The sequence below is a fragment of the Zavarzinia sp. CC-PAN008 genome (genome assembly GCF_051903925.1).
In the GTDB taxonomy this organism is placed as follows: Bacteria; Pseudomonadota; Alphaproteobacteria; order Zavarziniales; family Zavarziniaceae.
Genome location: NZ_CP173678.1, coordinates 1,655,627 through 1,672,431, shown reverse-complemented (window position 1 = coordinate 1,672,431; position 16,805 = coordinate 1,655,627). Strand labels below are relative to the sequence as shown.

At 69.5% G+C, this 16,805-nt stretch carries 13 protein-coding genes; 4 read left to right on the top strand and 9 right to left on the bottom strand.

What is annotated here, in order from left to right:
- Nucleotides 1-78 precede the first annotated feature (78 nt).
- The 6 genes from ACI6GS_RS07860 to ACI6GS_RS07835 form a co-directional block, all read right to left on the bottom strand.
- Complete coding sequence (locus tag ACI6GS_RS07860) at nucleotides 79-990, bottom strand: DMT family transporter (RefSeq protein WP_439817234.1); 912 nt, start codon at nucleotides 988-990, stop codon at nucleotides 79-81.
- 5 nt (nucleotides 991-995) lie between these two features.
- Nucleotides 996-1,910 (bottom strand): DMT family transporter, encoded by a 915-nt coding sequence (locus tag ACI6GS_RS07855; protein ID WP_439817233.1) that lies wholly within the window; start codon nucleotides 1,908-1,910, stop codon nucleotides 996-998.
- A 302-nt stretch (nucleotides 1,911-2,212) separates the two neighbouring features.
- Nucleotides 2,213-3,214: an NADPH:quinone oxidoreductase family protein gene (locus ACI6GS_RS07850; protein ID WP_439817232.1), complete on the bottom strand. Its 1,002-nt coding sequence runs from the start codon at nucleotides 3,212-3,214 to the stop codon at nucleotides 2,213-2,215.
- A gap of 72 nt (nucleotides 3,215-3,286) precedes the next feature.
- Nucleotides 3,287-4,273, bottom strand: coding sequence for an asparaginase (locus ACI6GS_RS07845; protein WP_439817231.1), 987 nt, complete (start codon nucleotides 4,271-4,273; stop codon nucleotides 3,287-3,289).
- A gap of 4 nt (nucleotides 4,274-4,277) precedes the next feature.
- Nucleotides 4,278-4,808, bottom strand: coding sequence for an SH3 domain-containing protein (locus ACI6GS_RS07840; protein WP_439817230.1), 531 nt, complete (start codon nucleotides 4,806-4,808; stop codon nucleotides 4,278-4,280).
- Nucleotides 4,809-4,904: 96 nt separating this feature from the next.
- Complete coding sequence (locus ACI6GS_RS07835; protein WP_439817229.1) at nucleotides 4,905-5,984, bottom strand: diiron oxygenase; 1,080 nt, start codon at nucleotides 5,982-5,984, stop codon at nucleotides 4,905-4,907.
- 203 nt (nucleotides 5,985-6,187) lie between these two features.
- On the opposite strand from ACI6GS_RS07835, the gene ACI6GS_RS07830 reads away from it, so the two are divergent.
- Nucleotides 6,188-8,248: a methyl-accepting chemotaxis protein gene (locus ACI6GS_RS07830; RefSeq protein WP_439817228.1), complete on the top strand. Its 2,061-nt coding sequence runs from the start codon at nucleotides 6,188-6,190 to the stop codon at nucleotides 8,246-8,248.
- A gap of 12 nt (nucleotides 8,249-8,260) precedes the next feature.
- On the opposite strand, the gene ACI6GS_RS07825 is transcribed toward ACI6GS_RS07830, so the two are convergent.
- A complete protein-coding gene (locus tag ACI6GS_RS07825) occupies nucleotides 8,261-8,605 on the bottom strand; it encodes a DMT family transporter (protein ID WP_439817227.1) in 345 nt (114 codons plus the stop codon).
- 41 nt (nucleotides 8,606-8,646) lie between these two features.
- A complete protein-coding gene (locus ACI6GS_RS07820) occupies nucleotides 8,647-9,186 on the bottom strand; it encodes a TlpA family protein disulfide reductase (RefSeq protein ID WP_439817226.1) in 540 nt (179 codons plus the stop codon).
- 46 nt (nucleotides 9,187-9,232) lie between these two features.
- Here ACI6GS_RS07820 and argH point away from each other — a divergent pair, with 46 nt between their 5' ends.
- The 3 genes from argH (at nucleotide 9,233) to ACI6GS_RS07805 (ending at nucleotide 14,952) form a co-directional block, all read left to right on the top strand.
- Nucleotides 9,233-10,729, top strand: coding sequence for an argininosuccinate lyase (gene argH / locus ACI6GS_RS07815; protein WP_439817225.1), 1,497 nt, complete (start codon nucleotides 9,233-9,235; stop codon nucleotides 10,727-10,729).
- Nucleotides 10,730-11,018: 289 nt separating this feature from the next.
- Entirely contained in the window at nucleotides 11,019-12,320 is a 1,302-nt protein-coding gene (gene lysA / locus ACI6GS_RS07810) for a diaminopimelate decarboxylase (RefSeq protein WP_439817944.1), read from the top strand.
- Nucleotides 12,321-12,366: 46 nt separating this feature from the next.
- Nucleotides 12,367-14,952, top strand: coding sequence for a TIGR02302 family protein (locus tag ACI6GS_RS07805; protein ID WP_439817224.1), 2,586 nt, complete (start codon nucleotides 12,367-12,369; stop codon nucleotides 14,950-14,952).
- 67 nt (nucleotides 14,953-15,019) lie between these two features.
- On the opposite strand, the gene ACI6GS_RS07800 is transcribed toward ACI6GS_RS07805, so the two are convergent.
- Nucleotides 15,020-16,660 carry a 3-(methylthio)propionyl-CoA ligase gene (locus ACI6GS_RS07800; RefSeq protein WP_439817223.1) on the bottom strand — a complete coding sequence of 547 codons (1,641 nt, stop codon included), beginning with the start codon at nucleotides 16,658-16,660 and terminating at the stop codon, nucleotides 15,020-15,022.
- Between the last annotated feature and the right edge of the window lie 145 nt (nucleotides 16,661-16,805).

Here is a 16,805-nt window from a genome sequence, read left to right as displayed (position 1 = left end):
CCCCGACTATGTGTTCGAACTCGTCGCGGGCGAGGTCCTAGCACTTCACCGGGCGGCACAACAAGACCCCCAACCGCCTCACCCTACCGAACGGTCGGCAGGACGATCGGCGACCGGCGGCTTGCCCGTCTCCGCCGCCAGGTGCGCCTCGCGCCGCGCGATGTAGAGGGTGGAGCCGACGATGAGGGCGATCCCGGCATAGGACCAACCGTCCGGCACTTCCTGGAACAGGATGTAGCCGACCAGGCCCGAATAGAGCAGCCGCGTATAGTCGAAGGGGGCGACGAAGGTCGCCTCGGCCAGGGCATAGGCCCGGGCGGTACAGGCCTGGGCAGCACCCCCTGCAGCGCCCGTCGCGGCAAGCAGGACCCATTCCAGCGGGGTCGGGTCGATCCACACGATCCAGGCGGGGATGGCCGAGAACGCGCTGGCAAAGACCCCGAAATAGAAGACCATGGTCGAAGGCCGGTCATTCTTGGCCATCGTCTTGATCAGGGTGAACGAGCACGCGGCCAGGAAGGCGCCGGCCAGGCCGATCAGGCTGGCCTGGTCCAGGCCAGTGTCGGGCCGCAGGATCACCAGCACCCCGGCAAAGCCGACCAGCGTCGCCAGACCCCGGCGCAGGCGCACCCGCTCGCCCAGGAACAGCGCGGCCAGCACGATCAGGAACAGCGGCGTGGTGAAGTTGATCGCGGTCGACAAAGCCAAAGGCAGGTGCACGAAGGCATAGAACCCCGCCAGCATGGCGCTGGACCCGAACAGGCCGCGCCAGACATGCAGCCAGGGCCGGTTGCTGGCCAGCCCCTTCCAGCCGATCGACAGCGCGAAGGGGGTCACGAAGACCAGCGCGAAGAACGCGCGAAAGAACGCGATCTGCATCGAGTCGAGGCGCTGGCCCAGTGTCTTGGCCAGCGCGCTCATCGCCGTGAACAGGGCAGCCGCCAGCAGCATCCACAGCACGCCCTGGATCGCGTTGCCGGGGCGCGTCATCGGTCCTAGCGCCGGCTGGTGACGATGAGTAGGGCAGCACCCACGATGACGGCGCCGCCGACGAGCATGTTGAGGGTCGGCCATGTGGCGAAGACCAGCATGCCGACCGACAGGCCCCAGACCAGTTCGGAATACTGCAGCGGGGCGAGGTGCGCGACGCTGGCCCGGGTGAAGGCCATGATGACCAGGAACTGGCCGCTGGCAAAGCACAGGGCGACCGCCGCCATCATGGCCCAGACCTCGACCGGGGGCACGGTGAAGACGGGGATCACGCTGGCGGTCGCCAGGACCGTGCCGACGACCGAGGACGTCGCCATCGACACGAACGGGGTATCGACCGCGCCGGCCTTGCGCGTCAGCAGGACATAGAACGCATTGCCCACGGCCGAAACCATGGGCAGCAGCGTGGCCCAGCCGAACAGCGACCAGTCCGGCCCGATCACGATCATGGCGCCGGCAAAGCCGCACAGCAGGGCGGCCATGCCGGTGCGCCCGGGCCGCTCGCTGAGCATGGCCCAGGCCAGCAACGTCGCGATCAGGGGCGAGGTGAAGGCGATCAACTGGGCATTGGCGATCGGCATGTAGGCGATCGCCACGATGAAGCCGGCATTGGCGAGGAACACCATCACGCCCCGGATCGCCTGCAGGCCCGGCTGCCTTGTCGCGAACAGCCGGCGATGGCCCAGGAAGAAACCGGCAATGGTGAAGCCGGTCAGGATGATGACCCAGCGGAACCACGAGATCTGCAGCGGGTGGACGGCGTCCGTCGCCAGTTTCGCGACCGTGTTGCCGGCGGTGTAGAGCACGCCCGCCAGCAGAACCATGATCGCCGCCTGGCGCAGCGCGCGGGGCGAGCCATCGACCACGGCGCGTTCCGACCCGACGGGACGCGGCGCGCCCAGCGGCGCCTTGTCCGTCATGTCTTCATCGTGGGTTCGGGCGGGCCGAAGCTCGGGCAGGACTCCGGCAACGGAGTCGGTCGATCCATTTCGCACCCGCGAAGTGATACCGCCAGTACGCCCCGATCCGGGACTGCATTTCTCAAGGGGAAGCCATGCCCAAAGGGCCCAGGGACGCGCTGGCCGGATTGCCCTTGCCCCTGTTGGGGAAGGGATGGGAGGGGGGTCGTGCCGCCTGGTGCACATCCGCAGGCCGGAGTGCTGGCGTCACGCCCCCTCATCCAACCTTCCCCCATAAGGGGGGAAGGCGACACAGCCGAAGGTCAGCCGATCTCGACCACGACCTTGCCCTGGACCTTGCGCTCCATCATGTCGCGCAGGGCCTGGGGGGCTTCGGTCATCTTGTAGGTCTTGGAGACGTGCGGCTTCAGCTTGCCGGACTTCCACAGCTGGAACAGCTCGTCCATGTTGGCGGCGTTGCGCTTGGGCTCCTTGGCCACGAACGCGCCCCAGAACACGCCGACGATCTGGCAGCCCTTGAGCAGGGCCAGGTTCAGCGGAACCTTGGGGATTTCCAGGCTGGCGGCAAAGCCGACCACCAGGAAGCGCCCCTCCCAGTTGATGGCGCGGAGCGCCGGCTCGGCATAGGTGCCGCCGATCGGATCATAGATCACGTCGGCCCCACCCTGGGTCAGGGTCTTCAGGTCCTCGGCCAGCTTGCGCTGGGCGTCCTTGTCCAGCGGGCCCTCGGGATAGACCAGGCCGCCTTCGGCACCGTGGGCGATGGCCAGGTCCACCTTCTCCTGCGAGGAGGCGGCGGCGAACACGCGCGCGCCCATGGCGACGCCCAGTTCCACCGCGGCCAGGCCGACGCCGCCGGCGGCGCCCAGGACCAGCAGCTTCTCGCCCGGCTTCAGTTCGGCCCGGTCCTTCAGCGCGTGGTGCGACGTGCCATAGGTCATGACAAAGGCGGATGCGGTCACGAAGTCCATGTCGCCGCCGATGGGCGAGCACTTGCCCTCGTCCGCGACGACTTCCTCGCGGTAGCCGTTCCAGCCGGTGGAGACCAGGACGCGGTCGCCGACCTTGAGGTGCTTCACGCCTTCGCCCAGTTCCTTGACCACGCCCGCGACCTCGCCGCCGGGGGAGAAGGGCAGTTCCGGCTTGAACTGGTACTTGTTCTGGATGATCAGCGTGTCGGGGAAATTGACGCCCGCCGCCTTGACCGAGACCACGACCTGGCCCTTGCCCGCCTTGGGGCTGGGCACATCCTCGATCACCAGGCTCTCAGGCGGGCCATATTGCTTGCACAGGACGGCCTTCATGGCGCTTCCTCCCCTTCGGTTTACGGCATCGCGTTTAGCATGGGGCGCCCCGACGGGCCAGCGGTCAGGTCGTCAGGCGGGCCACCCGGCCACGGGGCGCACCTCGCCCGCGAACTCCCCCATGCGTGAGACGATCGGCACCGCCAGCGGCACCGGGCATGGACCCGTCACCGCGCCCAGGCCGTGCAGAAGGGCCAGCAGCGCCGCCTGCGAGGCGCGCGTGGCGCCGTCGTCGATCTTCACTGCGATGCCCCAGCCGCGGCCGGGCAAGGTCGCCACGAACACCCCTTCCGCCCCCGTCTTGACCACGGCTCCGGCTTCCAGGGCGGGCATCACGTCGGTGCAGAAGCGGTCGCGCCCCGCGACCAGGTAGGGGTGCGCCCGCATCGCCCGCATCACCCGCCCGGCCGGGGTCGCCGCCTCCGCCACGGCCAGCCGCGCCATCACCCGCGCCAGCGCCACCAGCGGCAGCGCCGGATTGGGTGCCGAGCAGCCGTCGACGCCAAGGACCAGGGAGGACCGGGCCACGCCCGCGAACTCGGCCGTGCGCTCCAGTGCATGCGCCTGGACCCGGTGCTCCGGCGCGGCATAGCCGGCGACCGGCTCGCCCCAGGCCAGCGCCGCGGCCAGGAAACCCGCATGCTTGCCCGAGCAGTTGTTGTGCAGTCGGCCACAGGCCGCGTGCCCCTGGACCATGGCGTGCCAGGTTTGGGGCTCCGGCTCCTGCGGGCCGCAGGCCAAGTCCGCCTCGCCCAGGCCCATCAGGGCAAGCCAGGCGGCGACGGCCAGGGTGTGCACCGTCTCGCCATTGTGGCTGGCACAGGCCAGGGCCAGGTGCGTGTCGTTCAGGCCGAAGCGCTCGACCGCGCCGCTCTCGACCAGGGCCAGGGCCTGGACCGGCTTCAGCGCCGAGCGCGGAAAGACCGGGCGGTCGATGTCGCCCCAGGCCCGGACGACGGTGCCTGCGGCATCGACAACCGCGACCGCGCCACGATGCCAGCTCTCGACGATGCCGCCGCGCGTTGCCTCGACCAGGATGGGATTGGCGGACTGGGCCATGCGCTCACTCGATCGTTTCGCCGGGATAGACGCCCCAGAATTCCTCACGCTTCAGCCAGCCGCGATAGCCCTTCGCCTCGACCTCGCACCAGTTGGCCTGGCACTTGCGCAGCCGGGCGATGACGCCGGGATCGGCCCGGGCGACGGCGGGCGCGGCGTCTTCCGGCCTGGCATGCAGGGTGCGGCGTTCGCCGGTCACCAGGACCGTGCGGCGCCCCTTCAGCAGCTTGACGTGCACCCAACCCTCGGACCCATCGAAGTCGCGGATCTTTCGCCATAGCTCGAAGTCCGCGATGACCTCCACCGGCAGGTCCTCGCGGATGAAGGTGAAGCTGACCGGGTACTGGCCGCCTGGCCCAACGCGCACGTTGACCTCGTTCGAGCCGAGCGAGACGAAGCGCGGCGTGGGCAGCCCCTCGCCATCGGTCGGGCCGGCGGCCACGCTTTCCTGTGCCTGGACCCCAGGCGATTGAAGGGCACGGAGCCCGCCCAGGAGGGCGAGGCTGAGCAGGAGACCGGCAACCAGGCGACGCATGTTCCCTGAATGTCCGCTTGTGCCACCGGGGTCAAGCGCACCTGCCCCGTTTGCCCGCACCGTGGCGCCCGGCGGCCACGGGATGTGGCCCGCGAGTCACTCAGGCGACGCGCCGCCGCCGTCCAGGGCGCGCGCATCCCGCGCAGCGTCGAACGCATCCGCCACGGCATTGTCGCGCGCCAGCAGGGCGCCGGCGTCGACATCGGCGTATTCCATCACGCCCATCGCCTCATAGGCCCCACGCACCTTGGGCCCCCACAGGCCGATATCGCGAATGGTGGGGACGATGCGGCTGAACAGGCGCGCGCGGAAGCCGCGCATCTGGTTGGAATTGTTGGTCAGGGCCATGCACTCGGCCTTTGGCAGGCCCACCGCCTCCCACAACTCGTCGGCGTTGAAGCGGTCGCGCATGAGGTAGCAGGCCTCGACCACGAACTCCTCGCGCTCGTTGCGCTCGCCTTGCGTCAGCTGGGGATAATAGTCGCGCAGCTGCAGGCGGCCAAAGGCGACGTGGCGCGCCTCGTCCTGCATCACATAGGCGTTGACCGCGGCGGCCAGCGGGTTCCTCGACTGGTCGCGCAGGCGCTGGAAGGCGGCCAGCGCCAGTCCCTCGATCAGGACCTGCATGCCGAGATAGGTGAAGTCCCAGCGGCTGTCGCGGATCACGTCGTCCAGCAGTGCCTTGAGCGGCGGCGTGATCGGATAGGCCAGTTCGAACTTCTCGTGCAGCAGCCGGGAATAGGCCTCGACATGGCGGGCCTCGTCCACGACCTGGGTCGCGGCATAGAACTTCGCGTCCAGGTTCGGCACCTGCTGCACGATCTTGGCGGTGCAGACCAGCGCCCCCTGCTCGCCATGCAGAAACTGCGACAAGGTGAAGGCCTGCTGGTGGCGGCGGAAGTTGGCGCGCTCCTTCACCGTCATCCGGCGCCAGACATCGCTGCCGAAGATCGACAGCGACTCGTCCGGCAGCAGCATCGGATTCTCAGGGTCCAGGTCCTGGGACCAGTCGATGCGGGTGGCCGCGTCCCATTGCTGGCGCTTGCCCTTGTCATAGAGGGCGAGCAGGTCGTCCCGGCCATCGTCGTATTCCCAGCGCAGCACCGTCTCGTGGCTGCCGTCGACGCGCCAGTCGGTCTGCTCGACCGGCAGGGCATAGATCAGTTCGGTCGCCATCCGCGTCCTTTCGCCGATTGCCGGCCATCCGGTTTCCATCCGGTCTTCTCCCCGCACTATAGGCGCGGAGTAGCGCTCCGCATACGCAAAGCGCCCAGGTCCCGTGGCCGTTTGCTGACGGACCCTTAACGCACCCTTTACGCGCGCGGGCGGATGCTGTCCGACACTCGCATGGGTAGGCGACGGGCGCAGGGGGAAAGTCGATGCTGAATGCACTTCTGGCCAGGACGCGGATCGCCACCAAGGTGATCCTGATCGCGGCCGTGGCCCTGATCGGCTTCGCGGCGATCGTCGCGACAGAGATGGTCACCGGCACCATGCGCGCCGACGGCGAGGCGGAGCAGGCGGCGGCCACGGCCGAGTTCATCGCCGTCCAGCAGATCGCCAACGACTTCCTGAACGCCCGGCGGCGCGAGAAGGACTTCCTGCTGCGCAAGGATGAGGCCTTTGTCGCGCGTCATGGCGAGACCAGCGCCGCCATCCGGCAGCGCATCGATGCCCTCGCCGCCCAGCGCGGAGCCAACCAGGAGACCGCGCTGCGGCAGTTGAAGGCGATCTACGACGACTACGACGCCCGCTTCCGGTCGGTTGCGGCCGATACGGTTGCGATGGGGCTGAAGCCGGACCAGGGCCTGCTGGGCCGCCTGCGCCAGGCGGTGCGTGCCGCGGAACAGATCGTGGAGCCGCTGGACCAGCCCCGGCTGATGGTGTCGATGCTGCTGATGCGCCGGCACGAGAAGGACTTCCTGGCGCGTGGCACGCAGGACTATGTCGACCGCCTGACGGCGGAACACGGCCGCTTCCTTGAACTGCTGGGCGCCGCCGGCCTGGCGCCCGACATCCAGGCCCAGGTCGTCGCCCTCGTCGACGGCTACAAGGCGGCATTCCTGGACATGGCGCGGCTGCACCTGGCCATTGACGGCAAGATCGCCGGCATGAGCGAGGCCTATGCCACGGCCGAGCCGGTCCTGGCCGCGATCGCGGCCGACGCCGAGGCGGCGCGCGCCAGGGCGCAGTCCGCGCTGGCGGCGCTGGACGCACAGGTCCAGCGCCTGCTCTATGCCGTGATCGGCGTGACCGTCCTGGTCATGCTGGTGCTGGCCTGGGCGATCGGGCGCGCCATCAGCGTACCGGTCCGCGCGCTGTCGGGTGCCATGGCGCGGCTGGCCGACGGCGACACGTCGGTGCAGGTGGCCGTCATCGGCCGGGACGAGGTATCGGACATGGCGCGGGCCTTTGCCGTGTTCCGGCAGGCAGCCATCGACAATGCGCGCCTGGCCGCGGCAGCCGAACGCGCCCGGGCGGCCGAGGAAGAGGCGCGGGCCCAGCGCGAGGCGGCGGAGCGGCAGGAACGCGCGGCGGAGCAGGCCCGCGCGGCCGAGGACCTGCGCCGCAGCGAGGTGGCCGCCGCCCGTGGCCGCGACCTGGCGGCCGCCGTGCAGCGCTTCGAGACCGAAATCGGCGAAGTGGTGGCCAGCGTCGGCGCCGCCGCCGTGCAGCTTCAGGCCAATGCGCGCGCCCTGTCCACGAGCGCTGAGCAGACCACGGACCAGGCGACGCGGGTCGCCGGCGCCGCCAACGAGGCCTCGACCAACGTGCAGACCGTCGCCAGCGCCACCGAGGAACTGGCCGCCTCGTCCAAGGAGATCGGCCGCCAGGTCGACCAGTCGGCGACGCTGTCCCACCGCGCAGTGGACGAGGCAGACCAGACCAGCGGCGCCATGCGCACGCTGGAGGAGGCGGCCGGCCGCATCGGCGACGTGGTCAAGCTGATCCAGGGCATTGCCGGGCAGACCAACCTGCTGGCGCTGAATGCGACGATCGAGGCGGCGCGCGCGGGTGAGGCCGGCAAGGGCTTTGCCGTCGTGGCCAGCGAGGTCAAGGCCCTGGCGACCCAGACAGGAAAGGCGACGGAGGAAATCTCGGGCCAGATCGAGGGCATCCAGTCGTCGACCCGCGCGGCGGTGGAGGCAATCGAGCGCATCGGTGCCTCGATCCGGGAAATGAGCGAGGTGGCCGGCGGCATTGCCGGCGCTGTCGAGGAACAGATCGCCGCGACGAGCGAAATCGCGCGCAATGTCGAGCACGCGGCCCAGGGGACGGAGGACGTGACGGTGGGAATCACCGCCGTGCGCGAGGCCGCCGGCGTGACGGGCGATGCCTCCAACAGCGTGCTGTCGACGGCCAACGACCTGTCGGCCCAGGCGACGCGCATGCGCAGCGGGGTCGACCGGTTCCTGGCTGCGGTGCGGGCGGCGGCGTGACGCCGCGGCCCGTCAATGCACGGTCGATTTCGAGAACAGGTTGACGACCAGGACGCCGGCGACGATCAGGCCCAGCCCGATCATCGCCGGCAGGTCCAGCGCCTGCTTGAAGACGACGACGCCGACAAGCGAGATCAGCACGATGCCAAGGCCGCTCCAGATCGCATAGACGATGCCGACCGGCATCGCGCGCATGGCGATCGACATCAGGTAGAAGGCCCCGGCATAGCACACGGCCATCAGCAGGACGGGCCAGATGCGGGTGAACTGCTGCGAGGCCTGGAGGGCGGACGTGCCGATCACTTCCAGCACGATCGCCAGCATCAGGGCGAGATAGGTCGTCAAGGCGGGGCTCATGCCCGCCACACTGCCACGCGGGCGTCGCGCGGGGGAGAGGCTCAGACCCCCGCTTCGGCCAGGTAGCGGGCGATCAGGTCGCGCGCCGCGTCGCTGCCCCAGCGCGCCCCGCCCAGCATGCGCCCCCGCACCATGCCATTGTGGTCGATCAGCATGGTGGTGGGGACGGCCGGCGCATCGAACACCTTCATGATGAAGCTGTCGGGGTCGACATAGGAATAGAGTTCGATGCCGTGACGGGCCATCGCGGCCCGCACCCGTGGTGCCCCGTCCTTGTCGACGGAAACGGTGATGACCTCGAACCGGTCCGGGCCGAATGTGCGCTGCAGTTCGGCCAGGCCCGGCATCTCCTTGATGCAGGGGGTGCACCACGTGGCCCAGAAATTGATCAGGACCACCTTGCCCTGGAGGGTGCGGATGTCGCGCCGCTCGCCATTGAGGCCGACAAGCATCACCGGCGGCGCTGGTACGGCTTCGCGGGTGACTGTAAACTTGGCCATCGCACCCCAGGCGGATACGAAGTTGGCCGGCACATAGCTGACCGGCACGGCCGCGGCGACCAGCCAGGCCAGACCCGCCAACACACCAGCCCGCAACGCGCACCGGACCAGAGCAGCACCACGCACCATGGACACCCCTTCGACCGATCCTGCAGCCCCCGCGGTGGCTGCGCCCAATCACCTGCCTGAAATCCCGGGCGACCGTTCGGCCAATCCCTTCTGGGGTGGCCGCTTCGCCCGCGGCCCGGCAGAAGTGATGGAGCGCATCAACACCTCGATCGACGTCGATTCGCGCCTCTATGCCGAGGACCTTGCCGGGTCGCGTGCACATTGTCGAATGCTGGTGGTTGCCGGAATCCTAAGCCGGGAGGACGGGGACTCAATTCTTCGTGGGCTTGATGTGATCGAGGCGGAGATCCGCGAGGGACGCTTCGATTTCCGCCGGGATCGGGAAGATATCCACTTCAATGTGGAGGCCCGCCTGACCGAGCTGATCGGCCCTGCCGCGGGCCGCCTGCACACCGCGCGCTCGCGCAACGACCAGGTGGCGACCGACTTCAAGCTGTGGGTGCGCACGGCCCTCGACCGCCTGGCGCTCAAGCTCTCGGCCCTGCAGGCGGAACTGGTGGCCCAGGCCGCCGCCCATGCCGATACGGTGATGCCCGGCTTCACCCATCTCCAGACGGCGCAGCCCGTCACCTTCGGCCACCACATGCTGGCCTATGTCGAGATGGCGGAGCGCGACCGCAGCCGCGTCCTCGACGCCCGCGCCCGCCTCAACGAATGCCCGCTGGGTTCGGCGGCATTGGCCGGCACGTCCTTCCCCATCGACCGCGACGCGACGGCGCGGGAGCTGGGCTTCGACCGGCCGACGGCCAATTCGCTGGATGCCGTCGCCGACCGCGACTTCGCCCTGGAGTACCTGTCGGTGGGCTCGATCCTGGCCATGCACCTGTCGCGCCTCGCGGAGGAGATCGTGATCTGGTGCTCCTCGCCCTTCCGCTTCGTGACGCTGACGGATGCGTTCACCACGGGCTCGTCGATCATGCCGCAGAAGCGCAACCCGGATGCGGCTGAGCTGGTGCGCGCCAAGGTCGGGCGCATCGTCGGCTCGTTCAACAGCCTCCTCCTGGTGATGAAGGGCCTGCCGCTGGCCTACTCCAAGGACATGCAGGAGGACAAGCCGCCCACGTTCGAGGCGGCGGACAGCCTGGAACTGGCGCTGGACGCAATGATCGGCATGGTGGCCGACATGACGCCGAACAAGCCGGCCTTGCGCGCGGCGGCTGGCGGCGGCTTCTCCACCGCGACCGACCTGGCCGACTGGCTGGTCATCCACATCAACATGCCGTTCCGCCAGGCCCATCACGTGGCCGGCCGCGCGGTGAAGCTGGCGGAGGACCGCGGGGTGGGGCTTGAAGACCTGACCCTGTCCGATCTCCAGGCGGTCGAGCCCAAGGTGACGGCCGAGGCGCTGAAGGTCCTGAGCGTCGATTTCTCGGTCGCCAGCCGCACGTCCTATGGCGGCACGGCGCCCTCGCGCGTGCGGGAGCAGGTGGCGCGCTGGCAGGCGGTGCTGGCGGCACGCGGGCGGGACCTCCAGGCCGTAGGAGCAGGGGCATGAGGCGGATCGTGATCGCAGGCCTGGCCTGCATGCTGGCGCTGGGCCTCTCCGCCTGCGGCAAGCGCGGCGCCCTGCGCCCGCCCGCTCCGGAGCCCGAGCAGCAGAGCTTCATGTTGAAGCCGGGCGCAGCGGAACTCCTTCCCCCCTTGCGGGGGAAGGTTGGGATGGGGGGGCCTCAACGAAGCGCCTCTCTTCCAGAACTTGGCCCTGCATGCCGACGCCCCCCCACCCTGCCCTCCCCCGCGAGGGGAGAGGGTTCAATCGCCATTTCGGATTGCGCGGCATGAGCGTGCAGCCGTTTGCGTGGCGTCAGGGCACGCTGCATGCCGAGGACGTGTCGGTGGCTGCGATCGCGGCAGAGGTCGGCACGCCGTTCTATTGCTATTCGACCGCAAAGCTTGAGGCGCAGTACCTGGATTTCGCCGGGTCGCTGACCGGGCTGGATACGATCGTCTGCTATTCGGTGAAGGCGAACTCGAACCAGGCGGTGCTGGCGACCCTGGCCCGGCTTGGGGCCGGGGCCGATGTCGTCTCGGCGGGGGAGATGATGCGGGCGCTGCAGGCCGGCATCCCGGCCGGCCGCATCGTCTTTTCCGGCGTGGGCAAGACCGCAGCCGAGCTGGATGCCGCGCTGGCTGCCGGGATCTACCAGTTCAATGTCGAGTCGATCCCGGAGCTGCACGCCCTGTCGGCCCGGGCGGTTGCGGGCGGGCACACGGCACCGGTTGCGCTGCGCGTCAATCCGGACGTCGATGCGGGCACGCACGACAAGATCTCGACGGGCCGCGAGCACGACAAGTTCGGCATTGCCTGGGCCGACGTGCCCGGCACCTATGCGGCCGCGGCGGCGCTGCCCGGCCTCGATGTGGCGGGGGTGGACATCCATATCGGCAGCCAGCTGACCAGCCTCGACCCCCTGGCCACGGCCTTTGGCCGGGTCGCGGACCTGGTGCGGTCCCTGCGCGATGCCGGGCACCGGATCGACCGCATCGACCTGGGCGGGGGACTGGGCGTCGACTATGGCAACCTGAAGGCGTCCCCGCCACGGGCCGCCGACTATGGCGCGCTGGCCCGGCGGATCGTCGGCAACCTGGGCTGTACCCTGCTGTTCGAGCCGGGGCGCCGCATCGTCGCGGAAGCCGGCATCCTGGTTGCCGCCGTCACCTATGTGAAGGAGAGCGCCGGGCGCCAGTTCGTCATCCTGGACGCCGCGATGAACGACCTGATGCGGCCCGCCCTCTATGACTCGCACCACGAGATCGTGCCCGTGGCCCAGCCGGACAAGGGCGTCGCCCTGCTGCCCGTCGATGTCGTGGGCCCGGTGTGCGAAAGCACCGACAGCTTTGCCAAGGACCGTCCCCTGCCGCCGCTGAAGGCCGGCGACCTGGTCGCCTTCCAGACGGCGGGGGCCTATGGCGCAGTGATGTCGGGTACCTACAACACGCGGCCCCTGGTGCCGGAAGTGCTGGTCAGCGGCCATCGTTTTGCCATCGTTCGGCGCAGGATGGAGGTTGCCGATATCCTGGCCCTGGACAGCGTGCCATCCTGGGTCGGAGACGCGTCGGACGAGAGACGGGGTGCGGCCGAATAGCATATCGGGCGGCGCGCCGGGCGGCATGATCGTGAAGGAGTTGGGCGTGGGCGACAGCACAGGCGACACCGGTCAGGCCGACAGCGCGCGGGCCCGCCCGCACCGTCCGCTGCCGGGGGCGCGGCTGGCGCGCCATGTCTGGCAGGCGCGTGCCGCGCTGTTCTGGGAGAGCCTGTGGCCCGCCCTGGCCCCGGCCCTGGGCATTGCCGGCATCTTCCTGGTGCTGAGCCTGTTCGATGTGCCGGCGGCGCTGCCCGGGCTGCTTCACCTGGCCCTTCTGGTCGTGCTGGGCATTGCCTTCGTCGCGGCACTGGGCCTTGGCGCGCGGCGCATCGCATTGCCCGACCGGCAGCAGGCCCTGCGCCGGATCGAGACGACGAGCAACCTGGCCCACCGCCCGCTATCGGTGCTGGCCGACCGGCCCGCCACCAGTGGCCTGGAGGATGCGACCGCGCGCGCCCTGTGGCAGGTCCACCAGCGTCGGGCGGAGCAGGCCCTGAGCCGGCTGAAACCGGTCGTTCCGCACCCCGACCTGGCACGGCGCGATCCGCTGGCGCTGCGCGTGGGGCTGGTGCTGGTGCTGCTGGTCGCCGTGGTCGCGGCCGGCGATGCCTGGCGCGACCGGCTGGGCCGCGCCGTCAGCCCCGACCTGGCGGGTGCCGCCCCCGCGCCGCCAGTGCTGGATGCCTGGATCACGCCGCCAACCTATACGGGGGAGGCGCCCGTGGTGCTGAGCGAGAACGGCATCAGCGCCGTCACCGGCCCGATCACGGTGCCGGAGGGGTCGACCCTGCTGGCCCGCGTCCATGGCGGCAGTGCGGCACCCGTCCTGGCCGTGGACCAGGACGAGACACCATTCCAGGCAGCGGGCCAGGACGATCACCAGATCGAGGCGACGTTGGACGCCGGTTCCACGCTCGCCGTGCGTCAGGCGGGGCAGGACCTGGGCACCTGGAGCCTGACCATCGTGCCCGACGCGGCCCCGGTCATCACCTTCGCCAGTTCGCCCGGACCCACCCCGCGCCATGCGCTGAAGGTCGACTACACGGCGGCCGACGACTGGGGCCTGGCCGGGATCGAGCTGCGCATCCGCCGCCAGGGCACGGACCAGGCCATGACGCTGCCCCTGGTCGCGCCGCCCGGCGCCCCGCGCGAGGCCAAGGCCAGCCTGGTGCGCGATCTGACGGCGCACCCCTGGGCCGGCCTGCCGGTCCTGCTGACCCTGGCGGCGCGCGATGGGCGCGACCAGGTCGGCGTCTCGGACGCCTTTGCCATCACCTTGCCCGAGCGGCCGTTCGAGCACCCGGTCGCCCGGCAGATCATCGCCGCGCGCAAGCTCCTGGTGACCGAGCCCGAGACTTGGCGCGAGGTGGCGGACGTGATGGACGCGCTGTCGCGCAAGCCCAGCGACTATGGCGAGGACATGGTCGTGTTCCTGGCCCTGCGCAGCGCCTATTTCCGGCTGGACCAGCTCGACCGTCCGCCCAACCCCCATGCCAACGCCGAGCAGAAGGCCGAGATCGCCACGCGCGACCAGGCCGCCCGGGATTCGGTGGTCGACCTGATGTGGGATACCGCCCTGCGCATCGAGGACGGCGCCAAGTCGCTGGCCGAGCGCGACCTGCGTGCCGCACAGGAAGCGCTGGAGCGGGCCCTGGCCGAGGGGGCCTCGGACCAGGAGCTGGAACGCCTGATGAGCGAGCTGCGCCAGGCGATGAACCAGTACATGCAGGCCCTGGCCCAGGATGCCATGCGCCGCATGCAGCGGGGCGAGGCGATGGATCCGATCGACCCGCATGCCCAGGTCATCGACGGTCGCGAACTGATGAAAATGATGGACCGGATGGAGGAGCTGGCCCGCTCCGGCAGCCGGGACGCGGCACAGCAGATGCTCTCCGAGCTGCAGCAGATGATGGAGAACATGCGGACCGGCCAGGCGCAGGAGCCCAACCCCTCCGCCCGGGAGACGAGCCGCTCGCTCCGCGAATTGCAGCAGATGATGCAGGACCAGCAGCGCCTGATGGACCAGAGCCTTCAGGCCGATCGCCAGCGCGATCGTGGCGAGGGCGAGGCGGGGCAGCAGCCCCAGGCCGGCGGCGAAACCCAGCAGGGCGACCAGGCCGGGCAGGATTCGGCGGGCCAGGAGGGCCAGCAGATGGGCCTGGAGAACCTGGCCGGCCAGCAGGAGGCGCTGCGCCAGGCGCTGGGCGAGATGATGCGCCGCCTGGACGAGTCGGGTGCCGGCATTCCGGAGGGCCTGGGCGATGCGGAGCGCGCCATGCGCGATGCGCGCGAGGCCCTGGGCCAGGGCGAGCCGGGCGAGGCCGTGCCCAACCAGAGCCAGGCCATGAACCAGATGCGCGACGCGGCCGAGGGCATGGCCCAGCAACTGCAGGAACAGGCCGGCCAGAGCGATGAGGGCCAGGAACAGGGCCAGCGCGGCGGCAACGACCCGTTCGGCCGGCCCCTGCCCAACGAGCAGTTCGACAAGGGCGAAAGCGTCCGCGTGCCGGACGAGGCCGACCTGCAGCGCGCCCGAGCGATCCTGGACGAACTGCGCCGCCGGGCCTCCGACCGCCGCCGGCCGCAGGACGAACTGGACTATATCGACCGCCTGCTCCGCCGGTTCTGACGCCGCGTCGAGGTCCGCTTGCCCATCCGGCGGATGGGCAAGCGGACCATAGGGCGGGACTGGTCGCCTATTCCGCGGCGTCGGCGGTGGGCAGGCGCCAGGACTTGAAGTCCTCGCGCAGCTTGGTCTTGAGCAGCTTGCCTGTCGCGGTGTGCGGCAGCTCGGGGACAAAGGCGACGTCGTCGGGCAGCCACCACTTCGCGACCTTGCCCTCCAGGAACTTCAGCAACTCGTCCTTGGTCACCTCGGCCCCGGGCTTCTTCACGACGATGAGCAGGGGCCGCTCGTCCCACTTGGGATGGACGATGCCGATCACCGCCGCCTCTGCCACCGCCGGATGGCCGACGGCCGCGTTCTCGAGGTCGATCGAGCTGATCCACTCGCCGCCCGACTTGATCACGTCCTTGGCCCGGTCGGTGATCTGCATGTACCCCTCGGGGTCCAGCGTCGCGACGTCGCCAGTGTCGAACCAGCCATCCTTGTCCAGGATGTTGCCGCCCTCGTTCTTCAGGTAGGCCTTGGCGATCCAGGGGCCGCGCACCATCAGGTGGCCAAAGGCCTTGCCGTCGCGCGGCAGCTCGTTGCCGTCATCGTCGGTGATCTTGATCTCGACCCCATAGACGGCGCGGCCCTGCTTGGCCTTGTAGGCCAGCTGCTGCTCATAGGGCAGGCTGTCCATGCCGGCCTTCAGCGCACCCAGCGTGCCGATCGGGCTCATCTCGGTCATGCCCCAGGCATGGATGACGGTGGCGCCGTACTTCTTCTCGAACGTTTCGATCATGCTGGCGGGAGCCGCCGAGCCACCGATCACGACGCGCTTCAGGGTGGTGATCGCGCCGCCCGTCGCCTCCAGGTGCTGCAGCAGCATCAGCCACACGGTCGGGACCGCGGCGGTGAAGGTGACACCCTCGCCCTCCAGCAGCTCATGCACGCTGGGACCGTCCAGCTTGGCGCCGGGGAACACCATCTTGGCGCCGACCATGGACACGCCATAGGGCAGCGACCAGGCATTGGCATGGAACATCGGCACGATCGGCAGCACGACGTCGCGGCTGGACAGGCAGAACGCATCGGCCGAGTTGGCCGACAGGCTGTGAATCGTGGTCGAGCGGTGGGAGTAGAGCACCCCCTTCGGATTGCCCGTCGTGCCCGAGGTGTAGCACAGCGACGAGGCGGTATTCTCGTCGAACTGCGGCCAGGCATAGTCCTCGGACGCTGCCTCGACGATCTCCTCATAGCAGAGGGCGTTGGGAATGGTCGTTTCGGGCATGTGCGCCCGGTCGGTCATGATGACGAAGTGGCGGACGGCGGTCAGCTTGTCGGCGAACTTCTCGACCAGGGGCACGAAGGTCAGGTCGACGAACAGGACCCGGTCCTCGGCATGGTTGACGATGTACGAGATCTGCTCCGGGAACAGGCGCGGATTGATCGTGTGGCAGACAAGTCCCGAGCCGGACGTGCCGTACCAGATCTCCAGATGCCGATAGCCGTTCCACGCCAGCGTGCCGATGCGATCGCCGAACGTCGCGCCCAGGCCGGCCAGCGCATTGGCCAGCTTGCGCGCGCGGCGCTCCACCTCACGATAGTTGGTGCGGTGGATCGGACCCTCGATGGTGCGGCTGACGATCTCGCGGTCCCCGTGATAGAGCGCCGCGTGAGTCAGGAACGACGAAATCAGAAGTGGTCGGTCCTGCATCAAGCCCAGCATCGTTTCCTCCCAGAGACACGGCAAATGTATGAAGTGGCGGAGTGTGACGGAGCCGGCCGCGCCCGTCAAAGACGCGGAGTTCGACCCCGCGAAAATTCTAGTGCCTTCTGGAATTCTTCACCGGCGGCACCGCGTTTATGCCGCA

Excerpts from the sequence above, each read along its gene's own strand:
- ACI6GS_RS07860 (WP_439817234.1), bottom strand. The coding sequence starts at position 990 with ATGACGCGCCCCGGCAACGCGATCCAGGGCGTGCTGTGGATGCTGCTG.
- ACI6GS_RS07850 (WP_439817232.1), bottom strand. The coding sequence starts at position 3,214 with ATGAAGGCCGTCCTGTGCAAGCAATATGGCCCGCCTGAGAGCCTGGTG.
- ACI6GS_RS07800 (WP_439817223.1), bottom strand. The coding sequence starts at position 16,660 with ATGCTGGGCTTGATGCAGGACCGACCACTTCTGATTTCGTCGTTCCTG.
- ACI6GS_RS07825 (WP_439817227.1), bottom strand. The coding sequence starts at position 8,605 with ATGAGCCCCGCCTTGACGACCTATCTCGCCCTGATGCTGGCGATCGTG.
- ACI6GS_RS07845 (WP_439817231.1), bottom strand. The coding sequence starts at position 4,273 with ATGGCCCAGTCCGCCAATCCCATCCTGGTCGAGGCAACGCGCGGCGGC.
- ACI6GS_RS07835 (WP_439817229.1), bottom strand. The coding sequence starts at position 5,984 with ATGGCGACCGAACTGATCTATGCCCTGCCGGTCGAGCAGACCGACTGG.
- ACI6GS_RS07855 (WP_439817233.1), bottom strand. The coding sequence starts at position 1,910 with ATGACGGACAAGGCGCCGCTGGGCGCGCCGCGTCCCGTCGGGTCGGAA.
- ACI6GS_RS07840 (WP_439817230.1), bottom strand. The coding sequence starts at position 4,808 with ATGCGTCGCCTGGTTGCCGGTCTCCTGCTCAGCCTCGCCCTCCTGGGC.
- argH (WP_439817225.1), top strand. The coding sequence starts at position 9,233 with ATGGACACCCCTTCGACCGATCCTGCAGCCCCCGCGGTGGCTGCGCCC.
- ACI6GS_RS07830 (WP_439817228.1), top strand. The coding sequence starts at position 6,188 with ATGCTGAATGCACTTCTGGCCAGGACGCGGATCGCCACCAAGGTGATC.